Annotated in this window: 11 protein-coding genes; 5 read left to right on the plus strand and 6 right to left on the minus strand. The window is 36.0% G+C overall.

Annotated elements, in window-relative coordinates; genetic code table 11:
• Positions 1-11: 11 nt before the first annotated feature.
• From KO02_RS14935 to KO02_RS23625, 4 genes are all read right to left on the minus strand, one after another.
• Entirely contained in the window at positions 12-3,161 is a 3,150-nt protein-coding gene (locus KO02_RS14935) for a SusC/RagA family TonB-linked outer membrane protein (RefSeq protein ID WP_235212267.1), read from the minus strand.
• 12 nt (positions 3,162-3,173) lie between these two features.
• The gene (locus tag KO02_RS23615; RefSeq protein WP_051959958.1) at positions 3,174-4,637 is read right to left on the minus strand and encodes an IPT/TIG domain-containing protein; all 1,464 of its coding nucleotides are present in this window, start codon (positions 4,635-4,637) and stop codon (positions 3,174-3,176) included.
• Positions 4,638-5,916: 1,279 nt separating this feature from the next.
• Entirely contained in the window at positions 5,917-7,758 is a 1,842-nt protein-coding gene (locus KO02_RS14945) for a glycoside hydrolase family 2 protein (protein ID WP_038699534.1), read from the minus strand.
• Positions 7,759-8,041: 283 nt separating this feature from the next.
• Positions 8,042-8,260, minus strand: a complete 219-nt coding sequence (locus tag KO02_RS23625) for a hypothetical protein (protein ID WP_144243335.1) — start codon at positions 8,258-8,260, stop codon at positions 8,042-8,044.
• Between the two features lie 325 nt (positions 8,261-8,585).
• Here KO02_RS23625 and KO02_RS14950 point away from each other — a divergent pair, with 325 nt between their 5' ends.
• Complete coding sequence (locus KO02_RS14950) at positions 8,586-11,729, plus strand: two-component regulator propeller domain-containing protein (RefSeq protein ID WP_038699536.1); 3,144 nt, start codon at positions 8,586-8,588, stop codon at positions 11,727-11,729.
• Complete coding sequence (locus tag KO02_RS14955) at positions 11,726-12,505, plus strand: response regulator (RefSeq protein ID WP_081918396.1); 780 nt, start codon at positions 11,726-11,728, stop codon at positions 12,503-12,505. The genes KO02_RS14950 and KO02_RS14955 overlap by 4 nt, the downstream gene beginning before the upstream one ends.
• Before the next feature lie 136 nt (positions 12,506-12,641).
• Here the strand turns inward: KO02_RS14955 and KO02_RS14960 are convergent, their stop codons facing one another.
• Both KO02_RS14960 and KO02_RS14965 read right to left on the minus strand, forming a co-directional pair.
• Entirely contained in the window at positions 12,642-14,111 is a 1,470-nt protein-coding gene (locus tag KO02_RS14960; protein WP_038699538.1) for a glycoside hydrolase family 76 protein, read from the minus strand.
• Positions 14,112-14,346: 235 nt separating this feature from the next.
• Positions 14,347-15,714: a sulfatase-like hydrolase/transferase gene (locus tag KO02_RS14965; protein ID WP_038699540.1), complete on the minus strand. Its 1,368-nt coding sequence runs from the start codon at positions 15,712-15,714 to the stop codon at positions 14,347-14,349.
• A 375-nt stretch (positions 15,715-16,089) separates the two neighbouring features.
• Between KO02_RS14965 and KO02_RS14970 the strand changes: the two genes are divergently transcribed.
• From KO02_RS14970 to KO02_RS14980, 3 genes are all read left to right on the plus strand, one after another.
• Positions 16,090-17,295 (plus strand): MFS transporter, encoded by a 1,206-nt coding sequence (locus tag KO02_RS14970; RefSeq protein WP_038699542.1) that lies wholly within the window; start codon positions 16,090-16,092, stop codon positions 17,293-17,295.
• A gap of 237 nt (positions 17,296-17,532) precedes the next feature.
• Positions 17,533-17,946, plus strand: a complete 414-nt coding sequence (locus KO02_RS14975) for an SRPBCC domain-containing protein (protein ID WP_081918397.1) — start codon at positions 17,533-17,535, stop codon at positions 17,944-17,946.
• A gap of 235 nt (positions 17,947-18,181) precedes the next feature.
• Entirely contained in the window at positions 18,182-20,518 is a 2,337-nt protein-coding gene (locus KO02_RS14980; RefSeq protein ID WP_038699544.1) for a TonB-dependent receptor, read from the plus strand.

Below are 20,518 nucleotides of genomic sequence, written 5' to 3' on the forward strand. Positions count from 1 at the left end.
TTCTTTTCAATTTATAGATTAACACTTAAGCCTAATGTAAATGATTTGGGAAGCGGGTAGTCTTCTCCTCTAGGGCTAGCAAGTTCAGGATCCCAAAGCTTAAATTTTGACCATGTCAGTAAATTACTACCAACAAGAAAAATACGGATGTTATTGGTCTTTATCCGATTGGCCAAAGATTTTGGAATGGAATAACCGATATCCAAAGTTTTCAGACGCAAGTATTGGCCATTTCTAAGCCAATAAGTAGACTCCCTAAAGTTATTAGGATTATCCCCATAACTTAAACGGGGATAAGAAGCATTAGGGTTTTCAGTAGCTGGATCTCCTGAAATATCCGCAGAAATCCAACGGTTATCACCCATCACGCCTTTCATGACTTGCCCCCACTCGCCTTCACTAAATGCATGTACAGTCTTTCCATAGGTTGAAAAAGTAGATTTCCCTGCTCCTTGAAAATGCACATTAAGATCAATTCCTTTCCAACTAACGGAAGCACCAATACCATAAATCAAATTCGGTCGTCTGGTAGCACCAATGGGCACTCGATCACCATCATCAATCACACCATCACCATTGATATCTTTATATTTCAAATCTCCAGGTTGATAATTTCCGAAATTTTGTTTCGGACTATTCCGGATATCATCATAATCCTTAAAAAGACCCAAAGCGACTAATCCTTTGGCCTGATCAACGCGAAAACCACGCTCATTCTGATAACCATACACATTGTTCTCTTCATCCCTTTCCAAAATAACATTTTTACTATACGTGATGTTACTTCTTGCGGTAAGACTGACTTCTCCAATATTTTGCTTATACTCAAATCGTCCATCGAAACCTCTTGATCGCACTGCCCCAACATTGGCTCTTGGCGTACTTTCAAGCCCAACAATCGCCGGTAAAAATCTTCGCTCCATATAAATACCCGTTCGCTCTTCATTGAAAAAATCAAGATTCGCAATAATCTTATCATTAAAAAGAGCAATATCAAAACCTAGATTTTGTTTTGTTGCCATCTCCCAGGTTACATACGGTGATGCTACTTGTGCATATTTCATTCCTTGATAGTACCGATCGAAACCATAGTCAGCCCACTGATAACCTCCATCAGGTATTTTGTTACCATTGCCATCTAACGCAAAACTCCCATCAGCGTTCCTCCGCCAGATCTCCTCAATGGTATATAAGTATGGAAATCGTTCTTGACTATCTCCAACTTTCAACTGATCATTTCCCACTTTACCCCAAGAATACCGTATCTTAAACATATTGATCCAATCCAAATTCTCTTTGATGAAGGGTTCTTCTGCGACATTCCAGGCAGCTGAGAGTGCCGGAAAAAAACCATATTGCTGTCCAATAGCAAAATTTTCAGAACCGGTGTAGCCAAAATTAAAATCAGTAATATATCTATTTTTCCAATTATAGGTCACCCGACCAGCCAAAGCTTGATTTCTTCTGGATATCCCATTTTTGATATCATCACCAATGTTTACCGTTCTTACCAAAGCATCACGTGTAAACCGAATTACCCCACCTACATTATGATTACCAAAACTACGATCATAATTGAACATTAAATCTAAAAACTCACGTCTTTCACCTTCAGCACCACTCATTTGGAACATTTCACTGGGATCGGAAACATGTGTAAAAACTAGATCCCCATTTTCATCTCGAGCACGTTCAGCACGCCATTGCTCAGGCCATTTACGACGAGATATATTACTTTTATTGTTAGTATCGAATCCGACAATCCCTCTAGCTCGAAGCCCTTTGGTAATAAAGTCGAAATTCTGTTCTATGGATACATTTGTCTGTATACTATTTGTCCAATTCTCGTTAAAGCCTGTTTGTGTTGCTACAACCCATGGGTTCGTTTGATTTCCTTCACCGATAGCAGGTACATACCCATTGGAATACATTACTGGCGTTCGTATGGGCGAATATCCGAAAAGTACGCCCCAAAAATCATTATCTCCCAATCCCGGACTGTTTCGTTTATCTAAGGATCCTGCAACACCAACTTTAGCCACCGTAGTTTTTGTGATATTAAAATCTGTATTCAAACGGTAGTTCCAACGTTTGTAATTTGCATTGGTATTGTAATCATTACGCAACGTTTCATCAATCTTATACATCCCACCTTCTTCCACATAGCTCCCTGAAGCAAAGTAACGAGCTGTAGGTCCACCACCACTCATATTGAGATTCGCTCTATAGGTCATTGCACCGTCTTTCAGCAACAAGTCCTGCCAATCCACATTAGGGTATAAATCTGGATCCAACCCTAATCGCAAAATTTCTAATTCCTCAGGTTGATAGATAGGTGCCTGATTTCGCGTAATGCGCGATTCGTTTAAGAGATTAGCGTACGTTACACCATCTTCAAATTGAGGGGTGATGGTACGGGTATTATAAATCGTTTCATCTTTAAAATTGATGTTAATTTTACCCTCCTTACCCCGCTTAGTAGTAATCAAAATGACTCCATTAGCTCCTCTAGAACCATAAATTGCTGTTACCGCAGCATCTTTCAAGACAGAGAAAGACTCAATATCTTCAATATTAATATCATTGATGTTACGTTCAATATTATCGACCAAAACCAATGCACCTGTACCACCACCAAAAGTTGAAATACCCCGAATCCAGAATTCAGAAATATTTTTACCCGGCTGTCCAGATTGCATCATGGCCATAACACCTGGTACATTTCCTGCCAATGCATTGGATAAACTAGAAGTTGGATTAGATTTCAGGTTATTGACATCTACACTACTGACAGCTCCTGTAGATGTCAATTGTTTTTGCGTCCCAGTCCCTGTTATCACCACTTCGTCCAGAACGCTCGTCTCCGATTTTTGTAATGCCAAACTAACTGCGAACACATCTTTAATCAATACCTCTTGCTTATTATAACCGATATAAGAAAATGTTAACCGCTTATATCTTTCAAGTTTAATTTTATATTTACCATGGCTATCCGTAACGGTACCTAAACCTGGTGAATCTGTTACATAAATACTAACCCCTACTAAGGGTTGCTTTTGGGCGTCAGTTACGACACCGGTTACTTCGACTATCTCTTGAGCCAACAGACTAGAGGTAAAGCCGAGCAGTAACATGCATGTTATTAAGAATTTTTTCATCATGAAAATCACTGATTATTCGTTAATACTTTGATCCATTTCTTCAAGTGCTATTTTACGTATACGACGATTCGATTGATCTCCAATGTAAAATGCACCTTCGGTCTCATTGTATGCGATCCCAGAGGGTCTATCAAACCGAGCCTCCTGCCTCAAATCGCCATCTACGTAACCATGTGGATTAGCATTAATACTCGAGCTACCTCTACCAGCAAAAGTCGTCACACTACCATCTGGTTTTAAGATACGAACCGCATGATTTTCCTGCTCTGTAAAATAGAAATCATATACATCCGTTTTACCATCAGCTTCGTAGGCTGGGTTTTTCACAAAAACACCCTGATAAGGGTTATTTAGGCGAGCAGAGGAGCCAACTGCATCTTCATAGCCGGCACTTTTAAGCTGACCACAGACCAGATAGGGTTGATTAAATTGTTTCTTCTCCCAATTGTAGTCAACACGAAGGATGTAATGCTGATTAATGACTACAATATATGCGTAGTTACCAGTGGGGTGTATCAATATCTTATACTCCCAATTCGGATCATGCACCACGAACAACTGTTGATAATCTTTAACTCCAAGTCCCTCATTAAAATATTTATTCAGATCGAAACGAAAAAATTGACCCTTCTCGTAACTATTAAAATACATCTCCCCATTGATGGGGTGAACAGAGGCACCATTACACTGCCTATAGGTGGTCAGCACCTCTCTATCCTGCCATTGTCGATCACGCGACAACCTGTATGTAGCCCTATCATTTTCGCCTCCACGATCTTCAGCTATAATCATATGCTTACTATCAATTGTAAAATCAATGCTACGGGGTCTATCAAAATCAGAACGTTTTTTGGTAACCGTGCTATCCTCAAAATTTATTAAATAAAGACCATTATTATTATCAAATGTCATCCAGAGATGCTTTGGATTGAGTGGGTCGAATTTCATAAATGAAGGTTCCCAGAATCCACTCGCCATTTTACTTTGGTCTACATCTTTAAATTTACCGTCTCTCCAGGGCTCGTCACCTCGAGCATTTCGATATCCAATAACAGTAGATACTACCATCTTGCGCTGGTAGTCAAAAGGTTTCTCGGATTTACCAATAACCTGTTTATCTGAATCGCCTACACGCACTTCAATATCGCCATTAAATGCCTGTCTTGGAACCAAGCAATATAATGATTCTCCCAGTACGTTAATTACTTTCGCCTGCTTACCACCTATAAGCACTTTTACATTCTTGGCATCGTTACCAAAATTTTGTCCATATATTACAAGGCGTTGCCCCATACCTCCTGATTTAGGACTAAAATCGGATACTACGACGGGTTTAGATGGATTAAAGGCTACCGGCTCCACGACACTCTTATTCTCCTCTTTACAGCCCCCCATTCCAAAACTAAATGCAATAAAAATCCATAGCATACTGCTTACGAACCAACTATTGCTTTTTATAAACTGTTTAGTTATCATAAATATAATTTGGTTAAAATTTATACTTCTATTTTAATGTATTGCCTCACCTATACTTCAATATTTTTCAAGCAATAATATTGAGATTGGAAATATATAATCGATTAATCTGATTAATTCAATATGGATAGAAATTCCTAAAAGGTGAGTTTCTACTGGACGATAGGTTTAAGGTGGTGTAGTTAGCAATTTTAATTCATATTCCTTAAAACGTACATATGGCCCTATCGACAAAGCACTTTTCAACGAAGCGTTTAATATTAATATCTGCATAATTGATTTAAAATATTACAGCTAAATGGAATTAGCATGTAGAGTTAAAAAAAAACCTGATTACGGCTTCAATTTCTTTATAATTTGTTATTTTTATATTTTCCTTTCGATAATTTGCGCCTTTTTTTAAGACAACATAAGCGTATTCACGAATATCTTTCCTTCAGATTTATAGGCTAGTTTTCTAAAAATAGCGCAAATGAAATCGTCTAAATTGTCATCTTGCTACCTAAAAATAGCAGACGACTTAAAGTAAAATATCTAATGTATCTCAGAAGGTTTAATTCTACAATTGATTAATCAAATTTAATAAATGCGAAAAACATGGCACTATCAATTCATCTCAATAGTCTGCTTATTAATATCATACATCACATAAATGACAACTTGAATATGATATCAAACTCCTTTAAACAATACGAAGTTTACTTTCAGAGGAGTTTGTATCAAAATAACAGTAGGTAGGAGAATGCTATTTTCATTTAAATCAAAAAATCATCCATTTTCATATTTTTGATAAATATGAAAATGGATGATTTAACTTCTTAATTTTATATTAAAGCTGTTCCCCCTTATACAATCTAAACTTTAATATGCTTCTTTACATGATGAATCATCTTCTGATTATTATTTTACTGATTTAAAGAAAGGCGATGATTGGGATAGATACGTACTATTTATACCTTCACAACAAGAGCCTTGTGAACCAAAAAAATAATAGTACCCTCTGCGTTTATGAATCATAACAGCTTCAAAATCTCCAGCGGCTACTTTAAATTTTCTTCCTAAATCAGGTACTTTTAACCCATCATTGGTCAATGGAACCCCATAAGTTCCTTGTGTATCGGCATCACTAAAACTTCCCCATAAAAGAAATAAATTGGATTCATATGGTCATAAAAAAGGGCCTTTCCGTACACAGGTATACGCAAGGCCCCCAAACCAACCTATCTAATTTTTATTGTCAGCACTTTTCGGACAATGCTATTAAAATACTGAACTCAGATTACTTTAATTGAAATTGATACAAAGGTTGATGCAGCGAATTCAATTCCTGTTCAGACATTTTAATCACTTTTCTATCATAGGTCATCAATCCGTTGGTTTCAACCTCAACGTCTGTTGTCTGTGTATATACAGCTGCCGAAAGACCCATAGGAATCAGTCGATTTAAATCATGAATCAATCTCTTATAACGATCGAACAATTCAACCTTATTCTTAAAACTTTGGTATCCCCAATTATCCTTCTGTTGCCAAGAATGCCCATCTACTGGTAGTCCCAAACCTCCAAATTCTCCTAATGCTAAAACCTGATTGGCCCCAAACAATGAAGGATCTGGCATTGCTGCATCTGGGTAATTATGAATATCTAATATATGCCCCGTCTCCATAAAATTACCACCACTGGCACTATTTACTAATCGAGAAGGGTCATTCGCAATTGTCCATTCTGTAATTTCCTTGGTTTTGAATTGTCCCCATGCTTCATTGAATGGCACCCACATCACGATACTCGGAAAATTGTGTAGCACTTCCATAATCGCCTTCCACTCTTTCCTATAATATCCTTCAGATATGGCAGAACGATCCTTATCGCGAATACCTCCTGATATTTTCCCTGGTTGCATATCCCAATTATTACCTCCTAAATCACCACTTGGCATGTCCTGCCACACCAACATACCTATACTATCGCAGTGACGGTACCATCGAGCTGGTTCCACTTTGATGTGCTTCCTGATCATATTGAACCCCATTTCCTTGGTCTTGATAACATCAAACTTCAAAGCTTCATCTGAGGGAGCTGTATGTAACCCATCAGGCCACCATCCTTGATCCAACGGACCATATTGAAAGGTAAACTTATTATTCAACATCAATCGTTGAATACCATCTTTATCCTTTTCCATCGATATTTTACGCATAGCAAAATAGCTTTTCGCCTGATCGATAACCTTCCCTTTTCGCAGCAACTGAATTTCTAAATCATACAACTTTGGATTAGAAGGTGACCAAGGTTCAGCCTGAGGTATAGCGATATTAAATGCATGATTAGGTTCGCCAGATTGCTCCTGAAGAACTCGAGTTCCGTCTAAAGCTCTTACCATGACTTGATCCCCCGGTTGACTCGCTGCTATTGTAGCTTCAAAGGTTAAATTTCCAGCATCCAGTTGCGGTGTATGTTTAGTACTTACAATATGACTTTGCGGAACACTCTCTAACCATACCGTTTGCCATATACCTGTTACCGGAGTATACCAAATCCCATTGGGATGATTTACTTGCTTCCCTCGTGGTTGTGGCCCATCATCTGTAGGATCCCAGACTCGGATAGCTATATCTTGCTTAGCTCCTTTTTTAAGAAAGGACGAGATATCCATAGTAAATGGATCAAATCCTCCTTCATGCCGCCCGACTAATTTATTATTGATAAAAACATCACATTGCCAATCAACAGCACCAAAATGCAATAAAACATTATTTTTTTGAACGGCTTTATCTAATGTAATCGTATTATTATACCAAAGTGCTTTGTCCTTACCAATTTCTTTACCTACACCAGATAAAGCCGATTCAACAGCAAAAGGAACCAATATATTGCCCTCCCACTGCGTTGGAATATCAGTAGTAGTGGCAGTTGTAATGGCATATTTCCATAGCCCATTCAAATTTTGCCAATTATTAGCACGAACCAATTGTGGTCTCGGATATTCTGGATGTGGTTTATGTGCATTTACTTGTTCACCCCAAGAAGTCAAAATATGCGAACCCGCAGGTTTCCAATCCTGAGCAAAATTCACTTGTACGGCTAACATTAAGCTCGCAAATAATACAGTTCTCTTCATTATAAAAAACATTTAATCTTTATCAATTTCATTATTTTACGGCAGGGAAAGCCGTTATTATTAATCGTGTACCCTCCATCAAAATTAACTCAACTTCCTCTCTTGGCCTCTCGGATTTTACTAAACTTACTAGCAGTAAACCAGTCAATCCATGCTCGTCAATTTTCTACCCTGATATTCTTTTTACTTTTACAAATATTAAAATTGACTCTGCATGAGATTCAAACTGGAATCCATCATTAGGCGTTGCTTTTTTTTTACCAATTTTAATTTTTCAAATCATTCAACTGATCTTGTAAAAGAACATCATTACATTCACTAAAAGGAAGTATTTCAAAAGAGGGTCATTTTGTGGGATAAACAGACTCTTGACATTTAAAATCGTCGATCCTCCATCCTTTTGGACATAATCTTCCTTTATTTTTAAGGCATAGGTCAATGGTCTCCTAATGATACTGATTGCGTTTTTATTAGCATTCCATTGTTTAATCTGTATAGCCAAAAACCGATATATTTAGGTTACCTTGTTATTATTGATTATATCAAATATAAGATATAACGAAGTAACCTTACTTTCGAATTTTCTCAATTATATGCGTATTCGTATCAATTCGGTGCGCTACTTAAATCTCATTAAATTAAGAGATCCTATACTTCAAAACAATCTTAAAACAACAATTTGACAGAAATAGTTGCATATAAAAGGTATGATTTACTTTTTTCTTTTTATCTTCAACTCAACAAGAGCTAAAATCCTAAATTTTCAAAATATTGATAAACGAAATAGTTTCATTATGTAGCTGTTTTGTATCAATAACCAATTAGACATGATAAAAATAAAATTGTTGCTTCTTTCCTTGGCTTACTTTCTGCTTTCATTTAGTATTCATGCCCAACCTTATTATTTCAATCATTATCAAATAAATGAAGGACTATCCAACAATGCAGTCATCTGCAGTATGCAAGATAGTTATGGATTTCTGTGGTTTGGAACAAAGGACGGCTTGAATCGTTTTGATGGAAATACATTCAAAAAATTTACACATTCGCAACATGTTCCAAATAGCTTAGGAAGTAATTCCATTATATCATTAAAAGAAGACAGTCAGAAACAAATGTGGATTGGTACTGATCAAGGAATATATTCTTACGACCCACTACATGAAAAATTCACAATATTAGACGAGAAATTTCGAAGTACAGAAGTTCCAGTCATTACAACAGATTTAAAACATCAATTATGGTTCATCTCTAATGGAATGCTTTATGTACACAATTTGATGAATAAAACCACAAAGCAAATAACCAAATCCAATTTATATATCACAGCTTTGTGTAGTACGAAATCAGGAAAGCTATATTTTGGGACTCCAGAAGGGATCATCTATCAAGTTAGCAACGAAAACCAACTCTCCATTTTTATTGATTTCACAACGGATTTTGAAAAAAAAGATTGGTTTAGTATTGAGAAAATTGTAGAAACTAAAAGCGGAGATTTACTCATTGGAACTTCAAAAGCAGGTGTCTTTTCTTACGATTTAAATAATCGTAATTTATCACCTATACTAGGGCAAAAACAATTGAAACAATTTTTATATGTCAGAGATATTGTCCAACCAAACGACCAAGAGTATTGGTTTGCGACCGAATCTGGTTTATTTATTTATCAAATTTCCAGCAAGACATTCGTCAATCTACGTAAAGAACAACATAACCCTTGGGGTATTTCGGACGATGCTATTTACAATATATTACAAGACAGAGATAACGGAATATGGTTAGGTACCTATTTCGGTGGACTCAATTATTATCATGCCCATAATAGCATAATAGAAAAAATATTACCTGGCGACCATGTTGACAATTTAAAAGGATCAGTTGTTCGGGGTATAAAAAAAGATAAAGAGGGTCACATTTGGATTGGTACTGAAAACGGAGGGGTAGCAAAGTGGAATATTTCCAACAATAAAATACAAAACTTCACGAGCCAAAATAGCTCCCTTGCTAATAATAATGTGCATGGACTACTCGCCATTCATGATCAATTGTTAGTCGGGGCTTTTGTAAATGGACTTGATATATTCAATCTTAATCAGTTGCAGGTAACCCATCATCTAGATCAAAACAATTCAGAGCTACAAAGCAATTTCATATTTCATCTATATCAAACAAAAAATGGAAATATACTTGCTGCATCCACACGTGGTCTCTATCGATTTGACCTCGATGCAAAAAAGTTCTTTCTGATCAAAAATGTCCCTACCCATATTTTCTACACCAGCATTCTAGAAGATTTCAAAGGTAACTTATGGATTGGAACCTGGCGAGATGGATTATTTTGCTACAACCCCAATACACAACACTTTAAGCACTATACGCACCAATCAAATAATATAAAGGCCCTTCCAAATAATCGTATCAATAGTCTATTTGAAGATTCAAAAAAACAACTTTGGATTGCCACTGAAGGTGGAATGGTAAAGAAAGACCCAGATAAAGACGAGTTTGAAAGTTTTAATATGGACGATGGCATGCCAAGTAATGTAGTCCTGTCATTTTTAGAAGATAAACAACATAATATGTGGGTGGCAACTTCAAAAGGGCTTGTCCGCTATCATCAAAAAGATCGTAAAATAAGGATTTTCAATATGGAATCTGGTCTACCAACACTACAATTCAATTATAATTCTTCATTTGATGACGACAATGGTAATTTCTATTTTGGAACTATCAATGGTTTAATTCGATTTAAACCAGAAAGATTAAATCAAATAAATTACAATTCTGCCACCCCAATCTTTATCACAAACATGACTGTTAATAATCGTGAGATTAGTCAAACAGACGATTCCCCTATTTTAAAGGAATCAATTCTATTTACTGAAAACATACAACTCAAACATGATGAATCGTCATTTAGTCTAGATTTTGCGGCTCTGCACTTTCAAGCGCCCCAATCAATAAATTATAGTTATAAAATGGAGGGAATGGATGAAAAATGGAACCCAATTAACGGTACCCCCCGAGTATACTTCACTAAACTAGCACCAGGAAAATACACATTCATGGTTAAGGCTAATGATCCAAACGGTGTCCCGATTCAACAACTCAAAACTCTAAAAATAGAAATTTTGCCACCTATCTGGGCAAGTATACCTGCATTTTTCATCTATGTTCTTATCACCATCGGATTGATTGCATTCATTATCCATCATTTCAATGAAAGAATTAAGCAACGTAACCGACAACATATCTTAACAACACAAAATATAAGAGATCAAGAACTATATCGCTCCAAGATTAATTTTTATACTGATGTGGCTCATGAAATCCGAACACCCTTAACACTAATTAAGGCACCTTTGGAAAAATTAATGGACAAAGTCGACCGAAGTCCAACAATAGACAAGTTGCTCAATACAATGGAAAACAACACCAACAAACTGATTGAGCTTAGCAATCAGTTATTGGACTTCAGAAAAGTCGAGGCAGAGGGATTCAAATTAAACTTTGCTTCCCACAATGTGAGTCTAATTTTAGAAGAGATTATCCAAAACTTCATAGAAACATTAAATGCACAGAATCGTATATTAATCAAATCAATTCATGTAGATATCATAGCATTAATTGATTTAGATGCTTTCGAAAAAATTTGCTACAACCTCATTAATAATGCGCTTAAATATTCTGATAAGCATATAGAAATCAGCTTAATAAGTGATGAAAAAAACATAATGATCATGAGCGTAAAAAATGATGGATTACTCATTCCTATAATAGATCGAGAACATATCTTTGAACCATTCAATCGTCTAAAAAGAAATAAAAATATTTCAGGAAGTGGATTAGGATTAGCCCTCACAAAATCATTGACTTTAAAACATCAAGGTTCATTAGTTTACAAAACCGATGAAACTTCATTCAACATATTTGTATTAACGTTACCTTTAAATCAAAGCTTAACATCATGATGAAAAATGCAAAAGCCAGTATACTATTAGTAGATGATCACCAAGAATTACTTGAATTTATAGCAGATGACCTCTGCGAAGACTACGAAATACAAGTAAGTAGCAATGGTGTAGAAGCTATGAAATTATTGTCTTCCGATAATTTCGACCTCATTATAAGCGATATTATGATGCCAGAAATGGATGGTTATGAATTATGTCAGCATATAAAAGAAAATATCATGACTTCTCATATTCCTGTGATTTTGTTAACGGCCAAAAACAGTATAGAATCTAAAATTCAAGGTTTAGAATTTGGTGCTGATGCCTATATAGAAAAACCATTTTCACCAGCTTTTTTACGAGCACAAATAGCAAGCCTCCTGAAGAACAGACTCAAGGTTAAAACCTTTTTTGTTAATAACCCCCTTTCACAAATTCAAAGTATTGGACAAAGCCAAAATGATCAAGAATTTCTATCAAAATTAGACGAAATTATTCAAAATCACTTGGACGATCCTGAATTCAATGTTGACCGTATGGCCGATATATTATGCATGAGTAGACCTACATTATATCGAAAAATAAATGTCGTATCAAGCCTATCACCCAATGAACTCATTAACTTAACCCGACTAAGGAAAGCAGCAGAACTCTTAATACAAAGAAAATATAAAATTTATGAAATATCACACTTACTCGGGTATAGTTCGGCGACTCATTTTTCCAGAAATTTTCAAAAACAATTCGGATTGAGTCCATCCGAATTTTTAGAACAACAGAGACAACATTCTTAAAAGAAAAAATACCCCATGATTATGGGGTATTTTATAAAATGACTATTTGCAATAGCATCCTTCATCTTTGTTTGTGTTAAAAATCTGTCAAATGCCCATGTATCCTCTAATTTTTCAGATTTCCAATATTATAGCCTTATTTGGATTTGCTCAATTCATATTGTGACAAGATTGCGTATTGACTTGCATAAGTAAACATAAACATACCTTCCAGATTATTTTTTTCTTTATCATTATCCCAACCCTTTAGTAAATCAGTAGGTAAAAAACCATCTCTTAAGAATTTTGAATACCCATAATCTAGATTTTTTTGAAAAGACTCCAAATAAATTCCTGTATCCTTATTGAGTGGATAGGAATTAAAAAAACCACGAAGTAAGATGCCATTAAACCAATTATTAAAACCACTGGATTCGTAACTATAATAACCCGGTACTTGTTTTCCTATTTTAGCGAAGTAGTCGAAACTAGCATGGGATAATAATTTGGCATCTTCAAGATAATTTTTCAATTTCGTTACCCGATAGAGATCTGCGGCTCCAGATAACATCGTACCACTATTATAAGAAAAAGAAGGTCCTACAGCTGATTTCAGAAATGTATTTGCACGATATTTTATACCTTTTACAGTTTCATAAGCAATTGAACAATCAGGTGAACAATCCCCCATCATGTCCGTATATACGCCCTGATTATTTAAAAGATAACGTTTTTGCCAATCGTATACCTTCTGTGCAAATTTCAAGTAATAATCACTCTTCTTTACTTTAGATACACGACGTGTTTTTTTATCTTTAACATCGATATAATGATGCTCAATTTTATCATTTTTACCTTTATAGATTTCATGTAACCACACTAATGGGCTCACCATTGGGCCATTGCTACACGCATGCTTGGTCACATAACCTGGTCCCCAAGGAATACCCCCATGCTCCAAACCCTTTTCATCTAATGTTGTATCCCATCCATCCAACACATAGTCCGTCAAATACTCTGCCTGCTCAAGAAACGAAGAATCATCTGTTAAGTGGTACGCATCCAATAATTCACGCACAAGCCACATTTGGTCATCGTACACATTCAATATCCCAGTCACATTTGCCTTTCCCTTTTCGTTCACGCGGTCTACCGCATACACTGTCCACTCTTTTTCTTGAGTAAATGAAATCAACTTAAAAGTTCCCAAGTAATAAGCAGCATTTTCAAACAAGCTCTTCAAAAGCACCACATTGCGGTTATAATGCTGATTATACAATGTAGCATTACCATTATCTTTTTGGGACTTCAAGCCCGTTAATATCGCATTTACAGCTTCAATAGCTGCAGTATACATCCACACACTTCCTCTTTCCTGCGATAATTTCTTTGTATCGGGGTTGTAGAATCTCCCCATAGCCATCCCATCGCCCTTAAAATAGGTGTCGACAGACTTATCGACGAGTTGAATAGCACGCAATAAGTTCTGATTTTCTAATTCGGATGAACGAATTGGATTCTCCTCATGGAGCGGATTTGCAACAGCATTCGTTAATGTACCATATTGCACAAGCAGCGCTGACACAGCAACTACAAAAATGCTTTTCAGCTTTCTTGAAAATTTCATATGAAGTTTAGATTTATATTAAATCCCCTGAGACCAGGGCGTTTAGTTTAAACTAAGATAAGGATATCCATTTAATATTTATCTTATAATAAAAAAATAACTGATAAACACAATCAATTTAAGTGTAAAATGCATGAATAGGTCCAATATTCTTCTACCAGCGACATTACATCCTCCTTTATTTAAGCTAAAAAAACACAAAAAGGATTGGTTTTATCAAAAAGTCTGAAAATAATCATTCTTTCTCATCAAATGATTCGAACACCTTTTTAAGCTCAACAAACTTTTCTGGGTATTCATGAATCAAATTACTTCTTTCACTTGGGTCCCAAGCAATATTGAATAACTCTTCTATCGTTTGTTCATTTTTACCTGAAATAAGATTTGTACGTTGTGTAATGACTCGATACTTCCAATCGCCCACCTTAACCGCCTCGGGCTTGCCATAATTAACCAAAAATATCGGTCTATGTTTATAATTTAAATCCGCTTCTTTACCTTCCAATAACGTGCAAATCGATTGTCCATCCAGCTTTTTATTTGGTAGCGCAGCCCCAGTCCAAGAAGCAATGGTAGGTAAAATATCCAAGTTACTAATTGAAGAACGAATGACTTTCCCCTCGAGAATGATTCCTTTACCGTAAACAATAAATGGAACACGTGCACCGCCTTCATAGGTCAAAGCTTTAGACCCTCTAAATACCCCAGCAGTACCAACATGCCAATTTTTTGTTGCCTGATCATCTGCCATACGTGATGGGTATTCAATCCAAGGTCCATTATCACTAGAAAACATCAAAATGGTATTTTTATCCATTCCCTTTGCTTCCAATGCATGCCATAGTTGTGCTATATATTGATCTAATTCATATAGAACGGCACCTAAAGGTCCTGCATTTTGTACTGAAGTATAGGGATTCTTCTTGTTTGAGAATGCAATCGGTAGATGTGGAAAGTTATGGGCATAATACAAAAAGAAAGGCCTATCCTTTTTGTGCCTATCGATAAATCCAAGAGCCTCACGATGATAGTGCTGGCTTAAATCCGAATCATCAGGCGCAAATACTTCAGGAGTACGGTTTCTAAAAAGTTTGATAATGGTGTCAGTCTTTACATAAGGAGCACGATAATCATGACTATAAAGCATACCATAAAAAAAATCAAAGCCTTGTACATTAGGTAATGATTCTGGTTTATCACCAAGATGCCATTTTCCTACTAACGCAGTCTCATATCCCCTATTCTTCAACATTTCAGCGATGGTTACCTCATCATCAGGTAGACCCAATTCCGATCCGGGACCTATGGGTTGGGGCAGGTTATAACGAGAAGCATATCGACCTGTCAACAATGAGGCTCTTGAAGGAGTACATGATGGAGTCGAAACCACATAATTTGTAGCGCGTACGCCCTTACCTGCTATAGAATCTAGAAAAGGAGTTGAAATATTTGGACTTCCATAAGATCCCAAATCCGAATAGCCCATGTCGTCCGTCAATATAAAAATAATATTTGGCGGTTGTTTTTGAGCTTGCAAGCTGGTATAAAAACTTATAGCAAATAAGACTAATAGGCCGCGGGGCAAAAGCAGAAAAATGTTCATAACGATTAAACTTCAAGTGTAATTTCTCAACCTACCAAATCCTATATAAATACAAAAAATAAGCAAGGACAGTTTATAATTTTACGAATATAATTAATATAAGGATGACTGTTCAATATAGGTCCGATTAAAGTACGAAAACGATTTCGAGTAATAACGATCATCACTTTTAAGGTTAGGTAATGACCTCCCAAAATTCCAAGACTGCAAATAAACGGTTATCATCTTAACTGAATTTTATACCTTTGCACATCTGTTCATTTAATTTAGGTCAAGTGTCTCATGCATCCTTGCTATCCTTTCATTTATATTTTAGCAAGTAGATATTACATATAAACATATTCGCTTAACCCATTTTAGCACTACACATATTACATGTACAATAATACTATAAATTCACGCCGATCAATTGCTCCCACACTAATTGCTTTTGCTTTAGTTCCCATTTCAGGTTTAGCAACAGACATCTACTTACCCTCTATGCCGCAAATGGCACAAGAATTGGGATTAGCAGAAAGTAAGATACAACTGACGTTATCCCTATTTCTAATTAGTTATGGAGTTGCACAATTCTTTACTGGTGCTCTTGTTGACGCTTGGGGACGATATCGAATCACATTGATCTCTCTGTTTCTCTTCACCATCAGCTTCTGGATTACCGCAACAACCGATAATATATTGATTATCTATGCAATGCGTATAATACAAGGGATATTATCTGCCTTTGTTGTCGTATCTAAGCGTGCATATTTTGTCGATGTCTATGAAGGTGAAGAACGAAAACGTTATCTCAGTGCCATTACCATTGTGTGGTCACTAGCGCCCATAATAGCTCCATTTATCGGGGGGTATTTGCAGGCAAAATTTGGTTGGCGCTCAAATTTCATGTTACTTGCGGGGTATAGTACAATACTTTTCTTTTTGGAACTCATATTTTCAGGAGAAACAATCCGTCAGAAAAACCCACTTAGACTGGAATATTTAGTTACCGAATTCAAAACCATGTTGCAAACCAAAGATTTTACTTTTGGTGTACTCATGTGTGGTATTAGCTACGGACTCGTTATGTTCTATAACTTAAGTGGTCCTTTTTTTATCGAACATGACCTTGGCTATAGTTCCATTACAACAGGATATATTTCATTACTTATGGGATTAGCCTGGATGTCAGGCGGATTTATCGGTCGTGCATTAATAAAGAAATCCTTACTTCCGAAACTGCAATTTGCCAACTACCTACAGATTGGTTTCATTGTTTTAATGATTGTAATATCTCCATATATCACCAATCTTTTCACATTAGCCTTATTTGCATTCCTTATTCATGTAACAGCCGGGTTTATATTCAACAACTATTTTGGTTACTGCCTGGGTAGATTCCCTTCATCTGCAGGAATAGCAGGAGGTTTAGCTGGTGGTATTACCTATTTAGTGACCTCAGCACTTAGTTACATCGTGGTAAGTTTAGTCAATCCACAAACACAAACCGAAATAGGAATAGGATATGCAATATTTGCGATATTAGGTTTTATTACACTAATTGTAATTAAGATGAAAAAAGCATATAAGCAATGGACATAAATAGATAGCTAGAACATTTACGCAAACCAGTCTAAAAGCCTCTAAAATAATTAGAGGCTTTTTTTATATCGATTTTTGGTCCTTATTTAACACAGTCCGAATAATCGAAAAACCATACATCTTTACTCTAATCAACAAAACATTTTAAAAAACAATTATGAAAATAATGCGTTTTGTTTCAAGGGTATAGTAGTTGTTTTTACACTTATATTTAGACAAATCAATTAAATATCAATCATGATTACATCTTCGGTTTTAATTCGGAAAAATACAGCTATCGTATGGGAAGCTATTACAAATAATGAACTGTTCAAAAATTGGTATTTTGAAATTCCAGATTTTGAACTTGTCCTAGGTGCAACATTCCATTTCTATGAACCAGGAGCTAAACGTCAATTTCTACATGTCTGTACTATTCTTGAAATAATTCCTTTTAAAAGATTTTCACACACATGGACGCATCCCGACTACAGTAAAGGGACTACAAAGGTTACCTGGTTACTAACAGAAAAAGATGAATTTACCACTGTTACCTTACAACACTCCGGTATTGAAAACCTCAGCGATGGAGGTCCAGATTTTGCTCCAGAAAACTATCAATTGGGATGGGATAAGATACTATTCAATCTCCATAAATTTATCGAGCAATGAAACAATCGGCTATCGGCTAATTGCAGCTCCCTTATTTTACAAATCCATATCATCTTATTAAAATCATTTTGTATTCTAATATAGAACAAAAAGAATTGCAGGAAAGTAACGTTTAAAAAAGAAGTATATGCCTAATACTTCAATAAAAAATAAAAAAATATTTTGCTAAAATAAAATAGATCGTATATTTGCCTATTGTTTAGAACAAATCTAAATTAATATAAGAATAATACAGATGCCTATTTCATTACAATCCATTGACAAGAAATGGAAATTATTGTCTATTATACTATCGCTTCAAGTATTCATTTGCCATGCACAGCAAGGAGTACGGGTCAAGTCAGAGAAAGGCCTACCAATCGCTGGAGCTACAGTCCGTTTCAATCAAGACCTATTGGGAAGTACAGACACTAGCGGTATTTTATTATTAAATATTGACTCCATCAATAATCAAAAAATAAGCCTTTCTGCTATCGGATTTCGTGAAGAAACATTCAAATTCTCAAATCATCCAGATAATCAGCTTCAAGATATCGTCATGTTTACGAGCACACGCGTGTTGGATGAAATTGTCGTTACCGCTGGGCGCAAACCCGAAAGTATTTCGACTATACCTTCTTCTATTACTATATTGAATCAACAAGATATTCAGGCTCAAACCAATATCACAAACAACTTGGCGACAGTACTGGGTAACGCTATCCCAGGTTTAGGAACCTCAACCAACAAAGCCACAAACTCAGGTCAAACACTTCGTGGACGTGCCGTTTTAGTATTGATAGATGGTATTCCCCAATCGACACCACTCATGAACGGCGCTCGAGACTTACGTACTATTGATCCGAATGTTATTGAACGTATCGAAGTTATCAAAGGAGCAACTTCAATTTATGGAAATGGGTCTGGAGGAGGTATAATCAACTATATCACCAAAAAAAACAATGATGAAAAAAAAGTAAGCGGACAAACTGTTGTGGGTACATCTATTAATCCTTTTGATCCGCAAGAAACTGTGGGATATAAATTATCACAGCAACTTTCTGGCAATTTAAACAAATGGAGCTACACCGCCTCAGGGTCTGTAGACTATACCGGATTACAAAAAGACTCCAAAGGCATACCTCTCGGACAGACAGATGGTCTTTCTAATTCCTACCAGTACAATGCATTTGTAAAGCTTGGTTATAAAATTGATTCTAGTAGTACGCTGACAGGATTTTACAATTATTATGGCAGCACACAACGTGCAAAATATATCAGTAAAAATGGTGTATATGGAGCATCCCCTACAATTGGTATAAAAGGAGAAGAACCTGGGAAACCCGCAGGCACACCTTATAACCATAATGCCATGTTGACCTATTCAAAAAATAATCTCTTTCGTTCTACACAATTGGATATGACGGCATATTTAAATTCATTCAGCTCCATGAACAGATATGTCGCTACGGGTACAGCTTGGTATGGCCCAGGCCAGACCATGATCAATTCGGATAAAAAAGGATTACGGTTAAATCTGAATACACCTTTTCAACTTTTGACAATTCCGACAGAATTAACTTATGGCTTGGATTTATTGAAAGATGTTACCTATCAAAACTTAACAGACGGCCGTGTTTATATACCTAAAATGAATATGGTTAACTTTGCACCTTATGTGCAAATAAAAGCCGATCTTATTGAAAACCTAATTTTCAAAGGTGGACTTCGCTATGAAAATGCTACCGTTAAGGTCAACGATTATCATACTATAGCTACAGGTCCGGGCGGTGAAGGTAGCATAATGGTGAGTGGAGGCAGTATTCCATATAAGGCTACCATGTTTAATGCTGGGTTGCGCTATACAAAATATGATTATTTCAATCCTTTCATCAGCTTTTCACAGGGATTTGCCATCAATGAATTAGGACGTATACTACGTAGAGCCAAAGAAAATACACTTGGAAATCTAGAAACAGATCCCATCATAACCAATAATTATGAAGCCGGATTTTCAAGCCGTTTCAGCATATTCAATATTTCAGCATCGTACTATATCAGTACCTCAGATCTAGGTGTCAATTTAGTTGATGTAGGTGGTTTCCTTATGCCACAACGCGAACCAGAAGAAGTAGCAGGTTATGAAATCACATTGGATGCAAAACTTAGTCAAAAGATAAGCATAGGTGGTAGTTACGCATACGTTGAAGGTGAAGCTAAAATGGATGACGGCAGCAAATTGTATCTTAATGGATCTAGGATTGCACCACCAAAGGCAACAGGATTTTTCAGTTACAGACCCAATCAACAATTAAATTTGCAATTATTTTGGGTACATACAGGATCGCGCGATCGATTCATGCGCAATGATAAAGGAAAATACAATAATAGTGAAGGTCCTATAAAAAATGTTGATATCTTCAATTTATCAGGAAACTACAGGTTTAATAAATATTGGAATATAGGTCTTGGAATTGAAAACCTCTTCAATACATCATATTATCCGACAGTAAGTCAATATCGCGCATTAGATGCAGAGTATGTAAAGGGAAGCGGTACAGTAACTTCTCTAAACTTACATTACCAATTTTAA

This window comes from Sphingobacterium sp. ML3W (assembly GCF_000747525.1).
In the GTDB taxonomy this organism is placed as follows: domain Bacteria; phylum Bacteroidota; class Bacteroidia; order Sphingobacteriales; family Sphingobacteriaceae; genus Sphingobacterium.

Coding starts and splice junctions, on each gene's coding strand:
- KO02_RS14965 (WP_038699540.1), bottom strand. CDS start 15,714: ATGAACATTTTTCTGCTTTTGCCCCGCGGCCTATTAGTCTTATTTGCT.
- KO02_RS14975 (WP_081918397.1), top strand. CDS start 17,533: ATGATTACATCTTCGGTTTTAATTCGGAAAAATACAGCTATCGTATGG.
- KO02_RS14970 (WP_038699542.1), top strand. CDS start 16,090: ATGTACAATAATACTATAAATTCACGCCGATCAATTGCTCCCACACTA.
- KO02_RS23615 (WP_051959958.1), bottom strand. CDS start 4,637: ATGATAACTAAACAGTTTATAAAAAGCAATAGTTGGTTCGTAAGCAGT.
- KO02_RS14935 (WP_235212267.1), bottom strand. CDS start 3,161: ATGATGAAAAAATTCTTAATAACATGCATGTTACTGCTCGGCTTTACC.
- KO02_RS14980 (WP_038699544.1), top strand. CDS start 18,182: ATGCCTATTTCATTACAATCCATTGACAAGAAATGGAAATTATTGTCT.
- KO02_RS14945 (WP_038699534.1), bottom strand. CDS start 7,758: ATGAAGAGAACTGTATTATTTGCGAGCTTAATGTTAGCCGTACAAGTG.
- KO02_RS14960 (WP_038699538.1), bottom strand. CDS start 14,111: ATGAAATTTTCAAGAAAGCTGAAAAGCATTTTTGTAGTTGCTGTGTCA.
- KO02_RS14950 (WP_038699536.1), top strand. CDS start 8,586: ATGATAAAAATAAAATTGTTGCTTCTTTCCTTGGCTTACTTTCTGCTT.
- KO02_RS14955 (WP_081918396.1), top strand. CDS start 11,726: ATGATGAAAAATGCAAAAGCCAGTATACTATTAGTAGATGATCACCAA.